We start from the raw sequence: 19,134 nt of genomic DNA, 5'->3' as shown, positions 1-19,134 counted from the left end.
GACGTTAAGAATCTTTGTGGTATGCTACCTAAAGATACAGTTTCGACCCAGTGCCGCAAGTGAGTGACGGGACCATCCGATGAAATTTCTCTGGGAATCGGCGCTTGGCCTGCTGGTCGTCACCGGCGGCCTGCTCGGCCTGACCCTGCCGTTCGGCAAGCTGGCGACGGCTGCCGGCGTTCCGGCCATGGTCTGGGCCTTCGTCATCTCGTTCGGCGCCGGGGGCGTGCTGCTGTGCGCGTTGCTCGCGAACGGCGAGCGCATGCGGCTCACCTCGCACAGACTGCGCTATTTCTTCATCACCGCCGCCGTGTCCTACGCCGTGCCCAATCTGCTGATGTTTTCGGCTATCCCGCATCTCGGCGCCGGCTATACCGGCATCATGTTCACGCTGTCGCCGGTCATCACACTGGTGTTTTCGATCCTGCTCGGCGTTCGACGGCCAAATACGCTCGGCAGTATCGGTATCGCCGTCGGCTTCATCGGCGCCATCATGGTGGCGGTGACGCGCGGCGAGGCCGGCCAGCCGGCCGATGTCTACTGGGTGCTGGTCGGACTTTTGATCCCGGTCAGCCTTGCCGCCGGCAATATCTATCGCACCGTCGACTGGCCCGAAGGCACCGGTCCGATCGAACTGGCCGTCGGCAGCCACCTGGCCTCGGCGACGCTGCTGCTGATCGGCATTCTCGCGCTGTTCGGCGTCGGCGCTTTCGCCCCGCTCAGGGCCGTGCCGCTGGTTGTCGTGGCGCAAGTCGCTTCGGCCTCGGCGATGTTTGCCTTCTTCTTCCGGCTGCAGGCCGTGGGCGGTCCGGTCTATCTCAGCCAGATCGGCTATGTGGCGGCGGCCGTCGGCCTGTTTGCCGGAACCATCTTCCTCGGCGAGCACTACCAGTTGCTGACCTGGGCCGGCGCGGTGATCATCACCATCGGCGTGATCATCACCACCAAGGCGCAGAGCCAGAAGGCATAGGGTCTTTGGTTTACGCAATTCCCTAGGCAAAGCGCTATGCGCTTTCCCGGGAAAACCGCTTCACACTTTGCTCGAACTGCTCAAGCTTAAATTTGGCTCGCGTCGAGGCGCTTCCGTAGCGCCGGCGGGGCGACGTTTCGCCAGGCCGTCCGAACGGCGCTGCGGAATGTCTGTTCGTCGCAGGCTTCGAGCATGATCGACGTCCATCCCTTTTGGCCCCAGCCGCCTGTCACGGGCCTGAAAACCGATGGCTCAGCCGCGGCCATCATCTCTTGCTGGTCGCGGTCGAGCTTGACGACAGCACGGTCGGCTTCGGGCAGCGAGACGAAGATACGGTTGCGGACGCGGAAGTCAGCCTTGCCGAAATGCGATTGCTCGACCGTTTCGGGAAGATCGAGCGCCAGCTCTCGGGCCCTCATAGTGTCCACGGCCGCCCCCTTTCGTTCAGACCGATCGTTTTTCCGCCAGCACCATATAGTTGACGTCCATGTCCTTGGAGCGTGCCCAGCGGTCGGCGAGAGGATTGTAGGTCACGCCGGTGCGGTCGATGATGGTCATGGCGGCGCTGCCGAGCGCCTTTTCAAGCTCTTCGGGCCGCACCAGCTTGCCGAACTGGTGGGTGCCGCGCGGCAGCCAGCGCAGCACATATTCGGCGCCGATGATGGCCAGGCCCAGTGCCTTCAGCGTGCGGTTGATGGTGGCGACGAACATGATGCCGCCGGGCTTGACCATCTCGCCGCACTTGCCGATGAACAGGTCGACATCGGCAACATGCTCGACGACTTCCATGTTGAGGACGACGTCGAATTTCTCGCCGAAATCGGCCAAATCCTCAGCGGTCGTAGCGCGATAATCCACCGTCACGCCGCCTTCGGCCGCGTGCAGCTTCGCCACCTCGATGTTGGTTGCCGAGGCGTCGGCGCCGACCACTTCGGCGCCAAGCCTTGCCATCGGCTCGCACAACAATCCACCGCCGCAGCCGATATCGAGGAAACGCAGGCCTTCGAACGGCCGCGCCGCCCGCGGATCGCGGCCGAAGCGCGCCGCCACCTGGTCCCGGATATAGGCCAGCCGGACCGGGTTGAATTTGTGCAGCGGACGGAATTTGCCGTTCGGGTTCCACCATTCGGCGGCAAGCGCGGAAAAGCGTTCCACTTCTCCGGCATCGATTGTCGATCGTCGGGCCTCTGGCATGGGGCGGGTCTCCTCGGACGCTAGGAAGTCGGGTGCCGGGGCAAGAAAGTCAAGGCCGGTTTTTGCGACTGCTGGCTAGTCGACCTATGGCCTCGAGATCACAATCGCCGCATGTTCCATCGCAACACTTGCGGGATCGATGGCCCGCATCGCTTCGCAATCGCCGATCTCGGCCATGATCCGGCCTGCGGCGGCGAGAGCCTGCTCGCGACTTCGCCAGCGCACCACATCGACCCATCCGCCATCGTCCCGCCGCGCCAGGCAGCGGTTTACGAAACCAGGTTGCCGCGCCAGCCAGTCGGCGACCAGGTTGTTGGCGGCGGCAAAGCCCGCTTCCGCTCCAGGTTTGAGGCGAAAGGTGACGATTTCCAGGGCCTCGGTCATCTTGCGTCCAGCACGTCGCGCAATTTCGCCGCCAGCTGCTCGATGGTGAAGGGCTTGGCCAGGAAATGCACGTCATGGTCGAGCACGCCATTGTGGACGACGGCGTTCCTGGTGAAGCCGGTGGTGAAGATCACCTTCAGCTTCGGCATGCGCGCCAGCGCCTCCTCGGCGAGCTTGCGGCCATTCATCACCGGCATGACGATATCGGTGAACATGAGCGCCACACCAGGGTTGTCGCCCAGCTTTTCCAGCGCTTCCTGGCCGCTTGCGGCATGAATGACGGTGTAGCCGAGTTCGCGCATGGCATCCGTGGTGGAAGCCCGCACGCGTGGATCGTCCTCCACGACAAGGATGGTTTCGGTGACCGGCACGGCAGGATTTCCGGCTCGTTCCGAAGATATGGCGGCCTCTTCCGGGCCGAAGAAGCGCGGCAGGTAGATCCTGATCGTGGTGCCTTGGCCGGGTTCCGAGTAAATCTTGACGTGTCCGCCGGACTGTTTGACGAAGCCGAACACTTGGCTCAGCCCGAGGCCGGTGCCCTTGTCGACCGGCTTGGTGGTGAAAAACGGCTCGAAAGCCCGCTCCATGACGTCCGCCGGCATGCCGGCGCCGGTGTCGCTGACCGCGATCATCACATACTGGCCGGCTTTGACCTCGGCATGGGTGGCGGCGTAGCCCTCGTCGAGGTGGCTGTTGGCGGTCTCGATGGTCATCTTGCCGTCCTCGCCCATGGCGTCGCGCGCATTGACCGCCAGGTTGAGAATGGCATTTTCGAGCTGGCTCGGATCGGCATGGGTCTTCCACAGGCCGCCAGCCAGCACGGTTTCGATGCGGATGGTTTCGCCGAGCGCCCGCCGAAGCAGGTCCGACATGCCGGCGACCAGACGATTGGCGTCTACAACCTGAGGCGCGAGCGGCTGCTGGCGCGAGAAGGCAAGCAGCCGTGACGTCAAGTTTGCGGCCCGGGTCGCCGCATCGGTCGCCGCTTCGATGAATTTCATGATGTCGTGCTCGCCCCGCGTCAGCTTGCGCTGGGCGAGGTTCATGGCGCTGATGATCACCGCCAGCATGTTGTTGAAATCGTGGGCGATACCGCCGGTCAGCTGGCCCACAGCCTCCATCTTCTGCATCTGGCGGATCTGCGATTCGGCCTTTTCACGCGTCTGGATTTCGTTGCCGAGCTCGATGTTCTTGCGCATCAGCTCTTCCTGGGCGATCGCCACTGCGCGGAACCGGCGGCGCGAAAGGCGAACCGTGTAGGCGCCAAGCAGGAAGATCGCCAGCAGCGCCGCTATCGAGCCGATTCGCAGCCAGTTTTCGACCCGGTCGGTATGAGCGTCGCGCGCGGCGATGGCTGCGCCGCCAATGCGCCGGATCGTGTCCATGCTGGCCCGGATCTGGTCCATGGCGGCCTTGCCCTGGCCGCTGCGGACCAGTTCCAGAGCTTTTGCCGCATCGCCGCGATCGTAGAGTGCAATCGTCTCAGCCAATTCGGCCTGGTTTTGTGAAAGCGCGTCCTTGACGTGGTTGATCTGCTGCACGAGTTCGTCGTCCGGCGCGGTCATGCCGTGGATGCGGGCAAGCTGGCCCGGAATGGCGTCGACCGCCTGCCGATAAGGCTGGAGGTAGGATTTCTCGCCGGTCAGGAGATAGCCGCGCTGGCTGGTCTCGGCCTCCTGAGCCATCGCAAGCAAACCGGAAAGCAATTCCTGATACTCGACCGCCTCGCGCGCGGCCTCACGATTGGCTCTCTGGGTCTCGACCAGCACGGCGCGTGTGCCGACGATCAACGCCAGCACGGCGAAGCCGATGAACAGCGGCAGCGATTGCCACCGCATGGCGCGTCGAAGGCGAACAATCATTCGATATGCCGGACCAAAAGGAGTTTCCCGCGGGCAGCATTTGGTAAGCGGCGGCGGGGCCGAACGCAATATGCCGCGATCCTGAAGCCGGCATCCGCCGCCAGCCTTGCGAAACCGTGATCATTTGGCTAAGGAGGCGCGCATTCAGCGGCCGGCTTCTGTCGAGCGCTTACTTCCCCTTTCGGTCCTGGGCCGGCTTCAGTCAAAGGCATTTCGCTTCCATGGCGCGCATCGTGATGAAATTCGGCGGAACCTCCGTCGCCGACATCGCCCGCATCCGCAATGTGGCGCGTCACGTCAAACGCGAGGTCGATGCCGGCCATGAGGTCGCTGTCGTGGTTTCGGCGATGGCGGGCAAGACCAATGAACTGGTTGGCTGGACGCGCGAAGCCTCGCCCATGCACGACGCGCGCGAGTATGACGCCGTGGTCGCCTCGGGCGAGCAGGTGACTGCCGGCCTGCTGGCGATCACACTGCAGAATATGGGCGTCCATGCCCGCTCCTGGCAGGGCTGGCAGATCCCGATCAAGACCGACAACGCGCATGGCGCGGCGCGCATCCTCGAAATTGACGGCGCGTTCCTGATCAAGCGCTTCGGCGAGGGCCAGGTGGCTGTCGTCGCCGGCTTCCAGGGCATCGGCCCGGACAACCGCATCGCCACGCTCGGCCGCGGCGGCTCCGACACAAGCGCGGTGGCCATTGCCGCGGCGGTCAAGGCCGACCGCTGCGACATCTACACCGATGTCGACGGCGTCTACACCACCGATCCGCGCATCGAGCCGAAGGCGCGGCGGCTCAACAAGATTTCGTTCGAGGAAATGCTCGAAATGGCCTCGCTCGGCGCCAAGGTCTTGCAGGTGCGCTCGGTCGAGCTTGCCATGGTGCACAGGGTGCGTACGTTCGTGCGGTCGTCCTTCGACGATCCCGATGCGCCCGGAATGGGGGATTTGCTCAATCCTCCGGGAACGCTTATTTGCGACGAGGAAGAGATCGTGGAACAGCAGGTCGTCACCGGAATTGCCTACGCCAAGGACGAAGCGCAGATTTCTCTGCGCCGCGTCGGCGACCGCCCGGGCGTTGCCGCCGGCATTTTCGGCCCGCTGGCCGAGGCCAACATCAATGTCGACATGATCGTCCAGAACATCTCAGAGGACGGCAAGTTCACCGACATGACCTTCACCGTGCCGTCCGGCGACGTGGACAAGGCGCTGGCCGTGCTGGAGCGTCTGAAGGCTTCGATCGGCTATGACGTGGTGCAGTCGGAAGCCGGCATGTCGAAGGTTTCGGTCATCGGCATCGGCATGCGCAGCCATGCCGGTGTGGCCGCCACCGCTTTCAAGGCGCTGGCCGACAAGGCGATCAACATCCGCGCCATCACTACCTCCGAGATCAAGATTTCGATACTGATCGACGGTCCCTACACGGAACTCGCGGTTCGTACTTTGCATTCCGTGTACGGTCTGGATAAGCAGTAGCGAGAGCGATTTGAGTTGTTGCGTGTGCGCCGGTCGCAGTGGAAACTGCGGCGGGCAAAATGCCCATTGGAGAAGAAGCCGCGATGCGTGATACGGCCAGTGGCCCGCGCGTTCTGCTGAAACGGCTCCGCGAGCTCATGCAGGAGCCGCTGGAGCCGCAGGAGCGGCTCGACCGGATCGTGCGCGACATCGCCTCCAACATGGTCGCCGAGGTCTGCTCGCTCTATGTGCTGCGCGCCGATTCGGTGCTCGAACTCTATGCCACCGAAGGTCTGAACCCGAACGCCGTCCATTTGGCGCAGCTGCGGCTGGGGCAGGGCCTCGTCGGCACCATTGCCGCGAGCGCGCGGCCGCTCAACCTCTCAAATGCGCAGGAACATCCGGCCTTCGCCTACCTGCCGGAGACGGGCGAAGAGATCTACAATTCCTTCCTCGGCGTGCCCGTACTCAGGGCAGGGCGCACGCTGGGCGTGCTGGTGGTGCAGAACAAGACCATGCGCCACTACCGCGACGACGAGGTCGAGGCGCTGGAAACGACCGCCATGGTGATCGCCGAGATGATCGCCACCGGCGATCTCGCTCGCCTGACCCGGCCCGGCCTCGAACTCGACCTGCGCCGTCCCGTCAGCTTTACCGGCCTGTCCTTCAACGAGGGCGTCGGCCTCGGCCATGTCGTGCTGCATGAGCCACGCATCGTCGTCACCAATCTGTTCAACGAGGACAGTGAGGAAGAGGTGCGCCGGCTGGAGACGTCGCTCGGTTCGCTCAGGCTTTCTATCGACGACATGCTGGAGCGGCGCGATGTCGCCTTCGAGGGCGAACATCGCGAGGTGCTCGAAGCGTATCGCATGTTTGCCAACGACCGCGGCTGGGTGCGCCGGCTGGAAGAGGCGATCCGCAACGGCCTGACAGCGGAAGCGGCGGTGGAAAAGGTCCAAAGCGACATGCGCGCCCGCATGCTGCACATGACCGATCCTTATTTGCGCGAGAGGATGAGCGACTTCGACGATCTCGCCAACCGGCTGCTGCGCCAGCTGATGGGGCGCGGGCCTGACGACGTCGCGGCGTCACTGCCGAAGGATGCCATCCTGGTCGCGCGCTCGATGGGCGCGGCCGAACTGCTTGATTATCCCAGGGACAAGCTGCGCGGCGTGGTGCTGGAAGACGGCGCTGCCACCAGCCATGTCGTCATCGTAGCGCGCGCCATGGGCATTCCGGTCGCCGGCCAGATGAAGGGCGCCGTTTCCATGGCGGAAAACGGCGATGCCATCATCGTCGACGGCGAGGAAGGCACCATCCATCTGCGGCCGCAGCCCGACCTCGAAGCTGCCTATGCCGAAAAAGTGCGCTTCCGGGCGCGCCGGCAGGAAGTCTACCGGGAACTGCGCAAGAAGCCGTCGGTGACCAAGGACGGCGTCCAGGTCGACCTGCTGATGAATGCGGGCCTGGCCGTCGACCTGCCTCAGCTGGCCGAGGCGGGTGCCGCCGGCATCGGCCTGTTCCGCACCGAATTGCAGTTCATGGTCGCCTCGACCTTCCCGCGTGCCGAGGCGCAGGAGCGGCTCTACCGCGACGTGCTGGACGCGGCGCGCGGCAAGCCGGTCACCTTCCGCACCATCGACATCGGCGGCGACAAGGTGCTGCCCTACTTCAAGGGCGCCATCCAGGAAGAAAACCCTGCGCTCGGCTGGCGCGCGATTCGGCTGACGCTCGACCGGCCGGGTCTGCTCAGGACCCAGATCCGCGCTCTGCTGAAGGCCTGCGGCGGGCGCGAACTGAAGCTGATGCTGCCGATGGTTACCGAACTCGGCGAAATCGCCCAGGCGCGCGAGATCATCGACCGCGAAGTGCGGCATCTCTCCCGCTTTGCCCACCATCTGCCGACCAGCCTCAAGGTGGGCGCCATGCTGGAAGTGCCGTCGCTGCTGTTCCAGCTCGACGAGTTGATGAAGGCGGTCGATTTCGTCTCGGTCGGCTCCAACGACCTGTTCCAGTTCGTCATGGCGGTCGATCGGGGGAACACGCAGCTCTCCGACCGCTTCGACACGCTTTCGACGCCTTTCCTGCGGGTTCTGAAGCAGATCGCCGACGCCGGGGTTCGCAACCACACGCCGGTGACGCTGTGCGGCGAGCTTGCCGGAAAACCCATTTCCGCCATGGCGCTGATCGGCCTTGGCTACCGCTCGATCTCGATGTCTCCAGCCTCGATCGGCCCGGTAAAGGCGATGCTAACCGAACTGCCATTGGAGGAATTGGAGGCTTTCTTTGCCGACAATCTGATGGCGCCGGCTCAAGGGCTGCCGATGCGGGCGCTGCTGCAGGCCTTTGCCGACGACCGCTCCATCCCGCTATAGCATTAGCCATGGTCAATCTTCCCCGCGAGCGTATGGATCAGGTCGTCAAGCGCTTCGAGATGCTCGAAGCGCAGATGTCGGCCGGCCCGACGGCCGATGCCTATGTGAAGATGGCCTCCGAATATGCCGAGTTGCAGGACATGGTGGCCAAGGTCAGGGAACTGCGCTCAGTCGAGCGCGAGCAAGCCGACCTCGAGGCGATGCTTGCCGACAAGGGCACCGATGCCGAGATGCGGGCCCTGGCGGAGGCAGATTTGCCCGGCGTCGAAGAGCGTATCGAACAGCTGCAAAAGGACATCCAGATCCTGCTGTTGCCCAAGGATGCGGCCGACGACAAGAACGCCATCCTTGAAATCCGCGCCGGCACCGGCGGCGATGAGGCGGCATTGTTCGCCGGCGACCTGTTTCGCATGTATGAGCGCTATGCCGCCGAACGCGGCTGGCGCTTCGAGACGGTGTCGGCCAGCGACGGCGATGCCGGCGGCTTCAAGGAAATCATCGCCACCATTTCCGGTAGGGGCGTCTTTGCCCATCTGAAATTCGAATCCGGCGTGCACCGCGTGCAGCGCGTGCCGGCGACCGAGGCCAGCGGGCGCATCCACACCTCGGCGGCGACGGTGGCCGTTCTGCCGGAAGCCGAAGAGGTCGACATCGACATCCGCGCCGAAGACATCCGCATCGACACGATGCGCGCCTCGGGTTCGGGTGGCCAGCACGTCAACACCACCGATTCGGCCGTGCGCATCACCCATTTGCCGACCGGTATCATGGTGGTGCAGGCGGAGAAGTCGCAGCATCAGAACCGGGCGAAAGCCATGCAGATTCTGCGTGCGCGGCTTTACGACCTCGAGCGCAGCAAGGCGGACGAGGAGCGCTCGGAGTCACGCAAATCGCAGGTTGGTTCGGGCGACCGTTCGGAGCGCATCCGCACCTACAATTTCCCGCAGGGCCGCCTTACCGACCATCGTATCAACCTGACGCTCTACAAGCTCGACCGGGTGATGATGGGCGAGCTCGATGAGGTCATCAATGCGCTGATTGCCGACCATCAGTCGAAGCTGCTCGCCGATATTGGCCTCGATGGCTGACATGTTGCCCGGCGCGCTCGGGCCGTTGTTGCGGGTGGCGCGGGAGCGGCTTGCCGCGGCCGGCCTTTCCGACCCGGCGCTGGATGCCAGGCTGATCGTCGAACATTTTTCCGGCACGGACCGTACGCAGGCGATCGCCGACCCGCAGCGGACGGTCGATGCGGGTGCGGTTGCCGCAATCGACGCTGCTCTGCAGCGCCGCATGGCCGGCGAACCGGTGCACCGCATCCTCGGGTTTCGCGAGTTTTACGGCCTGCGGCTGTCGCTGTCGCCGGAAACGCTGGAGCCGCGGCCGGACACCGAAACGCTGGTCGAGGCGGTCTTCCCTTTTGCCGGCGCGACGGCCGAAAGGCTGGGGGAATGCCGTATCCTCGATCTCGGCACCGGTACCGGCGCGATTGCGCTGGCGCTGCTCAGCGCGGTTCCGGCCGCGACCGCCACCGGGGTCGATATTTCACAAGACGCGCTGGCAACCGCGATACGCAATGCCGAGCAACTCGGACTCGCCGGCCGGTTCGTGGGGCTGCAGTCTGACTGGTTCGAAAAAGTTTCGGGCCGATACCATGTAATTGCCGCAAACCCTCCCTATATATCGTCTAGAGACATTGGAAATCTGCAGGACGAGGTCCGCGATTTCGATCCGCACAGAGCCCTTGATGGCGGTGTGGACGGTCTTGGCCCCTACAGGATCATCGCCGCCGAGGCGGCAAAGTTTCTGGAAGCAGAAGGCAAGATAGCGGTCGAGATCGGCCACACGCAGCGCAATGAGGTCAAAGACATATTCGCGGCAGCCGGCTACAGGCTGGCCGGGGCATTTGTCGATCTTGGCGGAAACGACAGGGTTCTTATGTTTGAACAGGGAAAGCCTTGACGCAGTGCAAAAAAGCGCTTGGCAATGCCGGGGAATGCGGCTAGGGTCCGCCCTAACCGGATGAGACGAAGCAGGCAGTGCTCTTAGCGATTCGGTTTTCCTTGGAAATAGCTGCCTTCTTGCGCAAACGACGCCCAAGCTTCGTGCGGGAATCGTCCGGCAAGTGATGTAACCGGAACAGGATGACACGTGGCGCCAACGCAATTGATGCGGGCGAACGCCGGTGAAGAAACGAAACGGCTGGCTGCATGAGCGCCTCCGTTCGCGAAACGTTTTTCGAAAATTTCAAAATGAAGAGAGTCTTATGAGGCCACAACAGCAGAACAGGCGCATGCGCGGTCGCAACAACAATGGCGGCGGCGGTGGCAACAACAATAACAACAATAACAACCGCAAGGGCCCAAATCCCCTGACGCGCAACTACGAGAGCAACGGCCCGGACGTGAAAATCCGTGGATCGGCTCAGCAGATCGCCGAAAAATACGCCACTCTGGCCCGTGATGCGCAAAGCTCCGGCGACCGGGTTATGGCGGAAAATTACCTCCAGCACGCCGAGCACTACAACCGCATCATTGCCGCCGCACAGGCGCAGATGCCGATCCAGAATGCCCCGCAGAACCGCGACGAATTCGACGACGATGAAGATCGCGACGATTTTGACAATGCCGGCAGCGGCAATGGCGGCGAGACTCAAGCGCCGATGGCCAACCACGGCAACGGTCCGCAGCCGACGATTGAGGGCACGCCGGCCGAGCTCGCATACGGCCAGGAAAACGGCCGCGAGAACAACAGTGGCCGTGACAATAATGGCCGTGACAATAATGGCCGCAACAACAACGGCCGCGACAACAATGGCCGCAACCGTGACCGCCGCCCCAATGGCGGCTATGGCCAGAACGACCAGCGTGGCGACTTTGCCCAGCGTGGCGAGCAGAACGGCCAGCGCGGCGACCAGCAGCGCTTCACCGAAACCCCGGCACAGGCGGAAACCGTTTCCGCGGTTGAGCCCGAAGCCGAGAGCGGTTTCTCCGAGTCGGCGCCGCTGTACGAAAACCTGTCGCCGGCGGCTCTTGCCGCCCGGGCCGAACTCAATGAGGCAGCCGCCGAGAGCGGCGCTGCCCGTCGCCCGCGGCGTCCGCGCCGTCCGCGCAACAATGCCGATCAGGTCGGTGACGAACAGTCTGGTGGTGGCCAGGTGGTGGATGGCGCCGGCGAGACCGCTGCCGCTGTTGACGTGGTTGATGCGGCGCCGGCCGAAAGCCCTGCCGGCGACCCGTCCGCCGTCGACGCCAACAACTGACCCACAAGACATAAGTCGATGAAACGGCGGAGAGAAATCTCCGCCGTTTTCGTTTGCTCGGCCATGCAATATCATCAGCCGGACGTCTTGAGCGGCAATGGCTTGCGCCCCATATCTGGCGTGAACTGGACCCGGCTCGGATGAGCGGGTCCGTCACCGCAATCTGATCCGGTGCCGCAAAGCGGGCCGGTGATGGAAGGAGACAGATATGAACCTCGAGAAATACTCCGAGCGCGTCCGCGGATTCATTCAGTCCGCCCAGACCATGGCGCTCTCGCGCAATCACCAGCAATTCACTCCCGAACATATGCTGAAGGTCCTCGTCGATGACGACGAGGGGCTGGCCGCCTCGCTGATCGAGCGCGCCGGCGGCAACGTGCGCGACGTCAAGCTTGGCGTCGAGACCGCCCTTGAGGCCATGCCCAAGGTGGAAGGCGGCAACGGCCAGCTTTATCTGGCGCAGCCGCTGGCCAAGGTGTTTTCGACCGCCGAGGAATTGGCCAAGAAAGCCGGCGACAGTTTTGTCACGGTCGAGCGGCTGCTGCAGGCGCTGGCGATGGAGAAGTCGGCCAAGACGGCCGATATCCTGTCCAAGGCCGGCGTCACAGCGCAGGCGCTGAACCAGGTGATCAACGACGTCCGCAAGGGCCGTACCGCCGATTCGGCGAGCGCCGAGCAGGGCTATGACGCGCTGAAGAAATACGCGCGCGACCTCACCGCCGATGCCCGCGCCGGCAAGCTCGACCCTGTGATTGGCCGTGACGACGAGATCCGCCGCACCATCCAGGTGCTGTCGCGGCGTACCAAGAACAACCCGGTGCTGATCGGCGAGCCGGGCGTCGGCAAAACGGCGATCGCCGAAGGTCTGGCGCTGCGCATCGTCAATGGCGACGTGCCCGAATCGCTGAAGGACAAGCAGTTGATGGCGCTCGACATGGGCGCGCTGATTGCCGGCGCCAAATATCGCGGCGAGTTCGAGGAGCGGCTGAAGGCCGTGCTCAACGAAGTCACCTCGGCGGCCGGCGGCATCATCCTGTTCATCGACGAGATGCACACGCTGGTCGGCGCCGGCAAGGCCGATGGCGCCATGGACGCTTCGAACCTGTTGAAGCCGGCGCTGGCGCGCGGCGAACTGCACTGCGTCGGCGCGACCACGCTCGATGAATACAGGAAGCATGTCGAGAAGGACGCGGCCCTTGCCCGCCGGTTCCAGCCGGTCTTCGTCAACGAGCCGTCGGTGGAAGATACCGTGTCGATCCTGCGTGGCCTGAAGGAGAAGTACGAGCAGCACCACAAGGTGCGCATCTCGGATTCGGCGCTGGTCGCGGCGGCGACCTTGTCCAACCGCTACATCGCCGACCGTTTCCTGCCGGACAAGGCGATCGACCTTGTCGACGAAGCCGCGTCGCGGCTGAGGATGCAGGTCGATTCCAAGCCCGAGGCGCTGGACGAAATCGATCGCCGCATCATGCAGCTCAAGATCGAGCGCGAGGCACTGAAGGTCGAGAAGGACGAGGCGTCAAAGGACCGGCTCGCGCGTCTCGAAAAGGAACTCGTCGGCCTCGAGGAGGAATCGACCGAGATCACCGCCAAATGGCAGTCGGAGAAGCAGAAGCTTGGCCTCGCCGCTGACCTCAAGAAGCAGCTCGACGCGGCCCGCAACGACCTCGCCATTGCCCAGCGCAAGGGTGAATTCCAGCGCGCCGGCGAGCTTGCCTATGGCAAGATCCCGGAACTGGAAAAGAAGCTGAAGGAAGCCGAAGCCCAGGACGGCAAGGCCGGCATGGTCGAAGAGGTGGTCACGCCCGACCACGTCGCCCATATCGTGTCGCGTTGGACCGGCATTCCGGTCGACAAGATGCTGCAGGGCGAGCGCGACAAGCTGCTGCGCATGGAAGACGAGATCGGCAAGCGAGTCGTCGGCCAGGGCGAAGCGGTACAGGCGGTGTCCAAGGCCGTGCGTCGTGCCCGGGCCGGGCTGCAGGATCCGAACCGGCCGATCGGCTCGTTCATGTTCCTCGGACCGACCGGCGTCGGCAAGACCGAACTGACCAAGGCGCTGGCCAATTTCCTGTTCGACGACGAGAGCGCCATGGTGCGCATCGACATGTCGGAATACATGGAGAAGCACTCGGTCGCCCGGCTGATCGGAGCGCCTCCCGGTTATGTCGGCTATGAGGAAGGCGGTGCGCTGACCGAAGCGGTGCGGCGCCGGCCCTATCAGGTCGTGCTGTTCGACGAGATCGAGAAGGCGCATCCGGATGTCTTCAACGTGCTGTTGCAGGTGCTCGACGACGGGCGGCTGACCGACGGGCAGGGCCGCACGGTCGACTTCCGCAACACGCTGATCGTCATGACGTCGAACCTCGGCGCCGAATATCTGGTCAATCTCGGCGAAGAGCAGGACGTCGATGCCGTGCGCGACGAGGTTATGAGCGTGGTGAGAGCCTCGTTCAGGCCGGAGTTCCTCAACCGCGTCGACGAGGTGATCCTGTTCCACCGGCTGCGCCGGCAGGATATGGGCCGCATCGTCGAGATCCAGCTCAAGCGGCTGGAAAGCCTGCTCGCCGACCGCAAGATCACACTGTCGCTCGACCAGGATTCGATCGACTGGCTGGCGGCGAAGGGCTACGACCCGGCCTATGGCGCGCGGCCGCTGAAGCGGGTGATGCAGAAGGACCTGCAAGATCCGCTGGCGGAAAAAATCCTGCTTGGCGAGATACTCGACGGCTCGACCGTCAAGGTCACCGCCGGCTCCGACCGGTTGAATTTCCGGTCCAGGCCCACTGTGGTGCCGACCGACGCGGCAGCCTGATCCAACGCCGCGCGTCCGACCGGACGCGCGGCATTTTCTTATGAAACAACAATCCTTTGACGGGGGTGCAGATGACGCTGGACGACTACAACAGCTTCTGCGCCTCGCTGCCGCAGACGACGCATGTCGTGCAGTGGGGCGGGGCCGATGTCTGGAAAGTCGGTGGCAAGGTCTTCACCATCGCCGGCCATGACCGGGAGGGTGGCGTCTTCGTCACCTTCAAATGCTCTGAAATGGCTTATGACGTGCTGAAGGATCAGCCCGGCTGCCGGCCGGCGCCCTATCTCGCCTCGCGCGGCATGAAATGGATCCAGCGTCAGACAAGCCAGAGCATGGATGATGATGCGCTGAAGGACTATCTCGGCGAAAGCCACCGCCTCGTCGTCCTCAAGCTGACGAAGCAGACGCGCAAGGAATTGGGCCTGTAGCAACCAGTAATCCGCCATCTTCATGCCCGGTTCATGTTGGAAAGCTTATGTTGTGGTTTGCTGGCGAAGGGGTTTGCCTGCAGGCTTTTGACGATCAGGGCGTTCCTTGCGCATCCAAACGGTGGCGAGAACGTTCTGGTGGGAACACTGCCGGGCGGCGGCAATTACGCATGACCCCGAAAATCGAAATTCGATTTTCGGAAAGGATCATGCGCAGACATGAAGTGTTACAGCGTCCTTTGCGCGTCCAAACGGACGCGCGGCGCTGTAAGTACCGGAGAGTTTGACCACCATGTTCCGCACGATCCTTGCCTTTTCGGTGCTCGCCGCCGGGCTGCTCACGTCCAGCGCCATGGCATCGCCGACTGTGGACAACGCACTGCCGGCCGTCCGCGCCGCCGATAGCGGCGGCATTGTGCTTGCCCAGGACGGCAATCTCGACATCTATTACGACGCCAGGGGCAACCGCGTCATCGTCGATGCCGAGACCGGCAAGGTCATCGCCATCCAGCCGCCGCAGACCAGGCTCGACCGCCGCGCGCTGCGCCGGGAAATGCGGGCACGTGAGCTTGGACGCGCACCGGTCGAAGACGACGACCGCTACTATCTCGACGATCCCGAAGACATGGCGCGTTTCCGCCGCAGGCAACTGGACGATCAGGGACGAATCCCCGGCCCGCCGGTTGATGAATACGATCCTGAAAGCGACAGATTCCTGGGGGCCGCTCCGCAGGATGATGCCAATGACAGCGACACCTATCCGGAAGCGCCGAAATCCGCTGAACCGCGGCCCGTCAAGCGCCAGCCGCTGAACGAAGCCTCTATCGATCCCGCCGAACCGGCGGCGCCCGCCGACCAGGCCGCGCTGCCGCCGAAAGCCGGTGGCAAGACCGTGGTCGATCCCTCGCTTTCACTCGACGCACGCCAGGATGTAGCCGCCTTGCAGGTGCTGCTCGACCGCGCCGGCGCTTCACCCGGCGTCGTCGACGGGCGCTTCGGCTCCAATGTCGACAAGGCGCTTGCCGCCTATAACCAGATCACCGGCAGCAATCTGCGCTCGACCGACGCGGTCGGCATCCAGGCTGCGCTGGCGCAAACCGGTGGCGATGCTTTCGCCAATTATACGATCACGCCCGAAGACGCGGCCGGGCCTTATGTCGCCTCGATACCGGAGGATTACAGCCAGAAGGCGCAGCTCGACCGCATGGCTTACACCTCCGTCACCGAAGCCTTGGCCGAACGGTTCCACATGGACGAGAACTACCTGAAGGGGCTCAATCCCGAGGCCGACTTCAGCCGTCCCGGCACCATCATCAAGGTCGCCAATTTCGGCAGGCTGGTGGCGACGCCGGTTGCCCGCATCGTCGCCGACAAGGACAAGAAGCAGGTGTTCGCCTATGACGCCGGTGGCAAGCTGGTCGCGGCCTATCCGGCCACCATCGGTTCAGCCGACACGCCCTCGCCGACCGGCACTCATACGGTGTCGCGCGTCGCGCTCGATCCGAACTACACCTACAACCCCAGCATCAATTTCAAGCAGGGCCAGAACGACAAGATCCTGACCATCCCGCCGGGTCCGAACGGCCCGGTCGGCTCGGTGTGGATCGCGCTGGACAAGCCGACCTATGGCATTCACGGCACGCCCGATCCCTCCAAGATCGGCAAGACCGAAAGCCATGGCTGCGTGCGCCTGACAAATTGGGATGCGCGTGAACTGGCCAAGCTGGTGTCGCCGGGCGTCACCGTCGAGTTCGTCGGCGGTCCCTCGGCCGATGATGTTGCGGAGCAAGTGAGCGCTCCAGCGCAGTGATATCGGCCTGCCCATAAGGCAGACCGATATCCAAAGCTGGATTCATGAGCGCAGGGTGCTGGCTGGTTGTTGCCGGCCCGCAACAAGTCTAAGCAGACGCTCATGAAGTCTCCGAGCGAAGCCGCAGCCGTTCCCCTGACCAGGTCGCTTTCCAACGGTACATTTTGCCCGCAGTCGCAGCGCAAGTTCGTGCTGGTAGCGGCGATCCTGGCGTCAGCGCTCGGCTTCATCGACGGGTCGATCCTGGCCATTGCCATGCCGGCAATGCGCGTCGACCTCGGCGCCAGCCTGGCCGAGGTCCAGTGGATTTCCAACGCCTATGCGCTGACGCTGTCGGCGCTGATTCTGGCCGGCGGCGCCGCCGGCGACCGGTTTGGCCTAAGGCGCGCCTTCGTTGCCGGCATTGCGCTGTTCATCGTCGCTTCGCTGGCCTGCGCGGTGGCGCCGAATGCGCTGGTGCTCATCGCCTTTCGCGCCATTCAGGGCATTGGTGCGGCGATCATGGTGCCGGGCAGCCTCGCCATCATCGCCAAGGCCTATCCGAAGAAGGAGCGCGGCCGGGCGATCGGCATCTGGGCCGCCGCCTCGGCGCTGACGACTGCGCTCGGTCCGGTGCTCGGCGGCTTCGCTCTGTCGGCCTTTGGCGGCGGTATCTGGCGGGCGATCTTCGCCGTCAACCTGCCGCTCGGGCTGATCTCGATCTATCTCCTGCTGGCCAAGATTCCCGCCGACGCGCCGACGGAGAAGCGAAGCCTCGATCTCGGCGGCGCCGCTCTCGCCACGCTTGCCTTCGGGGCGCTTGCCTACGGACTGACCTTGATGAGCGCCGAAGGCAGCGGGCTGATGTCGGGGCCGAGCATCGCCGCAGGCGCCGTGCTGCTTATCATCTTCATCGTCTTCGAGCTTCGGCAGCGCGAGCCGATGATCGATCTCAAGCTGTTTCGGATCGGCGCCTTTGCCGGCGCCAACCTCGCCACCTTCTTCCTGTATTTCGCCCTGTCGGCCAATCTGTTCTACCTGCCGATGCTGTTGATCGCCGGATGGGGGCTGAGCACCAAAGAGGTCGGTTTCATCTTCCTGCCGCTGTCAGCGTCGATCGCGCTGCTGTCGGGTCTCGTCGGCCAGTGGTCGGATCGCATCGGTCCGCGTTTTCCGATCGCCAGCGGCTGCCTGGTGGTCGCCATCGCCTTTGCCGGGCTGGCTTTGCTCACTCATGCCGGCATGCACAATTTCTGGACCGGTGTCTTTCCGCTGATGGCGGTGATGGGGCTCGGCATGGCGCTGGTGGTGTCGCCGCTGTCGACGGCGGTCATGACCGCGGTCGAGGACAAGGATACCGGCGCCGCTTCCGGCATCAACAATGCGGTTTCGCGCATTGGCGGGCTGATTGCTGTGGCGGCGATGGGCTCGCTCGCGGCCTGGGTCTATTCGACGATGCTCGATACCAGCGCTAGGCCGGGCATTCCGGGATTCGGCGAACCGGCATTGGCCGGCCTGGCGCCAGACCTTGATGCAACACGGCTCGCCGCCAGCGATGCGGCGTTCGCGGCCGTGTCGACAGTGACGGCCGTGCTTTGCCTGCTTGCCGCTGTTATCGCCTGGGCCACCGTTTCGGGGCAAAAGCTGCCTTGGTCACGAGCCGAAGAGGAGCAGTCGACCTGATTCGGAGCCGACCCGATTCGGAATGCTCTGATGGGGCGATTATGATTCGCCGGCGTCGAGTGTGACGGCTTAAAGCGCGTCGCGCTGAAACGGATTCATACGACGCGCTTTAAGTGTTCGTTTTGACGCATGTCCTTGTCCCAGAGCCGCGGCACACTTCTGGGCGACATGCATTAGCCTTCGATCTTGGCGCTCGCGACCTTCAGCGGATTGCTGTCTTCCTGCTTGAGCAGTTCATCGATGCGCTCGCGCTCGCGCTTGAAAGCGACCAGGTCGTCGCCCTTCAGCACCTTGCCGACCGGCAGGCGCACGCGCATCGGGTCGACCTTGGTGCCGTTGACGATCAGCTCGTAGTGAAGATGCGGACCGGTGGAGAGGCCGGTCTGACCGAGGAAGCCGATGGTCTGGCCCTGACGGACATGAACGCCCGGTTCGATGCCTTTGGCAAAGGCGCTCTGGTGATTGTAGGAGGTCTCGTAGCCATTGGCATGGCGGATGATGATCTGTTTGCCGTAGCCGCCGGCCCAGCCGGCCTTTTCGATGGTGCCGTTGCCGGCGGCGATGATCGGCGTTCCGATCGGCGCCGCCCAGTCGACGCCGGTATGCATGCGGACATAACCGAGGATCGGATGCCGGCGGGCGCCGAAGCCGGAGCGGAATTTCCCGGCCGGCAGGGGATTGCGCAGCAGGAACTGCTCGGCGCTCGATCCGTCCTCGTCGAAATAGTCGGTCGAGCCGTCCTGCATCTGGAAGCGGTAGAAATTGCGTGTCTGGCCGCCGAAGGTCGACGAGACATAGAGCAGTTCCGATTCGTCGGAGGCCTGGTCGTCGCCGTCCGGCTGCGAGAACAGCACGTCGATGCGGTCCGATGGATTGAGCCTGGACTGGAAGTCGACGCCGGAGGCCAGGAGCTTGACCAAT

General features: G+C 63.8%; 15 protein-coding genes (1 of these 15 running past the window's edge). 10 read left to right on the top strand and 5 right to left on the bottom strand.

Annotated features, from left to right (window positions below):
• Window positions 1–79: 79 nt before the first annotated feature.
• Complete coding sequence (locus NKJ88_RS08655) at window positions 80–970, top strand: DMT family transporter (RefSeq protein WP_352443930.1); 891 nt, start codon at window positions 80–82, stop codon at window positions 968–970.
• A gap of 86 nt (window positions 971–1,056) precedes the next feature.
• Here the strand turns inward: NKJ88_RS08655 and NKJ88_RS08650 are convergent, their stop codons facing one another.
• From NKJ88_RS08650 to NKJ88_RS08635, 4 genes are all read right to left on the bottom strand, one after another.
• Window positions 1,057–1,389, bottom strand: coding sequence for an MmcQ/YjbR family DNA-binding protein (locus tag NKJ88_RS08650; protein ID WP_023685781.1), 333 nt, complete (start codon window positions 1,387–1,389; stop codon window positions 1,057–1,059).
• A gap of 25 nt (window positions 1,390–1,414) precedes the next feature.
• Window positions 1,415–2,164 carry a bifunctional 2-polyprenyl-6-hydroxyphenol methylase/3-demethylubiquinol 3-O-methyltransferase UbiG gene (gene ubiG / locus NKJ88_RS08645; protein ID WP_352443929.1) on the bottom strand — a complete coding sequence of 250 codons (750 nt, stop codon included), beginning with the start codon at window positions 2,162–2,164 and terminating at the stop codon, window positions 1,415–1,417.
• Between the two features lie 84 nt (window positions 2,165–2,248).
• Window positions 2,249–2,548: an antibiotic biosynthesis monooxygenase family protein gene (locus NKJ88_RS08640; RefSeq protein WP_352443928.1), complete on the bottom strand. Its 300-nt coding sequence runs from the start codon at window positions 2,546–2,548 to the stop codon at window positions 2,249–2,251.
• Window positions 2,545–4,386, bottom strand: coding sequence for a CHASE3 domain-containing protein (locus tag NKJ88_RS08635; protein ID WP_023707555.1), 1,842 nt, complete (start codon window positions 4,384–4,386; stop codon window positions 2,545–2,547). The genes NKJ88_RS08640 and NKJ88_RS08635 overlap by 4 nt, the downstream gene beginning before the upstream one ends.
• Window positions 4,387–4,631: 245 nt before the next feature.
• Here NKJ88_RS08635 and NKJ88_RS08630 point away from each other — a divergent pair, with 245 nt between their 5' ends.
• The 9 genes from NKJ88_RS08630 to NKJ88_RS08590 all read left to right on the top strand — a co-directional run bounded on the left by NKJ88_RS08630 (window position 4,632) and on the right by NKJ88_RS08590 (window position 18,213).
• Window positions 4,632–5,885, top strand: a complete 1,254-nt coding sequence (locus NKJ88_RS08630; protein ID WP_023672973.1) for an aspartate kinase — start codon at window positions 4,632–4,634, stop codon at window positions 5,883–5,885.
• 83 nt (window positions 5,886–5,968) lie between these two features.
• Window positions 5,969–8,239: a phosphoenolpyruvate--protein phosphotransferase gene (ptsP, locus tag NKJ88_RS08625; protein ID WP_023693992.1), complete on the top strand. Its 2,271-nt coding sequence runs from the start codon at window positions 5,969–5,971 to the stop codon at window positions 8,237–8,239.
• Between the two features lie 8 nt (window positions 8,240–8,247).
• Window positions 8,248–9,327, top strand: a complete 1,080-nt coding sequence (prfA, locus tag NKJ88_RS08620) for a peptide chain release factor 1 (RefSeq protein ID WP_023727012.1) — start codon at window positions 8,248–8,250, stop codon at window positions 9,325–9,327.
• A complete protein-coding gene (gene prmC, locus NKJ88_RS08615) occupies window positions 9,320–10,198 on the top strand; it encodes a peptide chain release factor N(5)-glutamine methyltransferase (protein WP_023727013.1) in 879 nt (292 codons plus the stop codon). Before prfA ends, prmC begins: the two co-directional genes overlap by 8 nt.
• Window positions 10,199–10,502: 304 nt before the next feature.
• On the top strand, window positions 10,503–11,498 hold the full coding sequence (locus NKJ88_RS08610) for a DUF4167 domain-containing protein (protein ID WP_352443927.1): 996 nt from the start codon (window positions 10,503–10,505) through the stop codon (window positions 11,496–11,498).
• 208 nt (window positions 11,499–11,706) lie between these two features.
• The gene (clpB, locus tag NKJ88_RS08605) at window positions 11,707–14,313 is read left to right on the top strand and encodes an ATP-dependent chaperone ClpB (RefSeq protein ID WP_023672968.1); all 2,607 of its coding nucleotides are present in this window, start codon (window positions 11,707–11,709) and stop codon (window positions 14,311–14,313) included.
• Window positions 14,314–14,384: 71 nt separating this feature from the next.
• Window positions 14,385–14,741 carry an MmcQ/YjbR family DNA-binding protein gene (locus NKJ88_RS08600; protein ID WP_023685771.1) on the top strand — a complete coding sequence of 119 codons (357 nt, stop codon included), beginning with the start codon at window positions 14,385–14,387 and terminating at the stop codon, window positions 14,739–14,741.
• A gap of 292 nt (window positions 14,742–15,033) precedes the next feature.
• On the top strand, window positions 15,034–16,551 hold the full coding sequence (locus NKJ88_RS08595; RefSeq protein WP_352443926.1) for a L,D-transpeptidase family protein: 1,518 nt from the start codon (window positions 15,034–15,036) through the stop codon (window positions 16,549–16,551).
• 102 nt (window positions 16,552–16,653) lie between these two features.
• Complete coding sequence (locus tag NKJ88_RS08590; RefSeq protein ID WP_352443925.1) at window positions 16,654–18,213, top strand: MFS transporter; 1,560 nt, start codon at window positions 16,654–16,656, stop codon at window positions 18,211–18,213.
• A gap of 173 nt (window positions 18,214–18,386) precedes the next feature.
• On the opposite strand, the gene NKJ88_RS08585 is transcribed toward NKJ88_RS08590, so the two are convergent.
• Window positions 18,387–19,134: the 3' end of a M23 family metallopeptidase gene (locus tag NKJ88_RS08585; RefSeq protein ID WP_352443924.1), read on the bottom strand. 1,223 nt of this gene lie beyond the right edge of the window; the window shows 748 of its 1,971 coding nt (coding positions 1,224–1,971); its start codon lies beyond the right edge, outside the window — the gene reads right to left on this strand; it ends in the stop codon at window positions 18,387–18,389.

This window comes from Mesorhizobium sp. M0016, assembly GCF_040324035.1.
Lineage (GTDB): Bacteria > Pseudomonadota > Alphaproteobacteria > Rhizobiales > Rhizobiaceae > Mesorhizobium.
Note: the sequence above shows the minus strand (reverse complement) of the source record. Positions and strands in the feature narration are given on the sequence as shown.

Excerpts from the sequence above, each read along its gene's own strand:
- NKJ88_RS08655 (WP_352443930.1), top strand. The coding sequence starts at position 80 with ATGAAATTTCTCTGGGAATCGGCGCTTGGCCTGCTGGTCGTCACCGGC.
- NKJ88_RS08630 (WP_023672973.1), top strand. The coding sequence starts at position 4,632 with ATGGCGCGCATCGTGATGAAATTCGGCGGAACCTCCGTCGCCGACATC.
- prfA (WP_023727012.1), top strand. The coding sequence starts at position 8,248 with ATGGTCAATCTTCCCCGCGAGCGTATGGATCAGGTCGTCAAGCGCTTC.
- prmC (WP_023727013.1), top strand. The coding sequence starts at position 9,320 with ATGGCTGACATGTTGCCCGGCGCGCTCGGGCCGTTGTTGCGGGTGGCG.
- NKJ88_RS08610 (WP_352443927.1), top strand. The coding sequence starts at position 10,503 with ATGAGGCCACAACAGCAGAACAGGCGCATGCGCGGTCGCAACAACAAT.
- NKJ88_RS08600 (WP_023685771.1), top strand. The coding sequence starts at position 14,385 with ATGACGCTGGACGACTACAACAGCTTCTGCGCCTCGCTGCCGCAGACG.
- ptsP (WP_023693992.1), top strand. The coding sequence starts at position 5,969 with ATGCGTGATACGGCCAGTGGCCCGCGCGTTCTGCTGAAACGGCTCCGC.
- NKJ88_RS08595 (WP_352443926.1), top strand. The coding sequence starts at position 15,034 with ATGTTCCGCACGATCCTTGCCTTTTCGGTGCTCGCCGCCGGGCTGCTC.
- ubiG (WP_352443929.1), bottom strand. The coding sequence starts at position 2,164 with ATGCCAGAGGCCCGACGATCGACAATCGATGCCGGAGAAGTGGAACGC.
- NKJ88_RS08590 (WP_352443925.1), top strand. The coding sequence starts at position 16,654 with ATGAAGTCTCCGAGCGAAGCCGCAGCCGTTCCCCTGACCAGGTCGCTT.
- NKJ88_RS08640 (WP_352443928.1), bottom strand. The coding sequence starts at position 2,548 with ATGACCGAGGCCCTGGAAATCGTCACCTTTCGCCTCAAACCTGGAGCG.
- NKJ88_RS08650 (WP_023685781.1), bottom strand. The coding sequence starts at position 1,389 with ATGAGGGCCCGAGAGCTGGCGCTCGATCTTCCCGAAACGGTCGAGCAA.
- NKJ88_RS08635 (WP_023707555.1), bottom strand. The coding sequence starts at position 4,386 with ATGCGGTGGCAATCGCTGCCGCTGTTCATCGGCTTCGCCGTGCTGGCG.
- clpB (WP_023672968.1), top strand. The coding sequence starts at position 11,707 with ATGAACCTCGAGAAATACTCCGAGCGCGTCCGCGGATTCATTCAGTCC.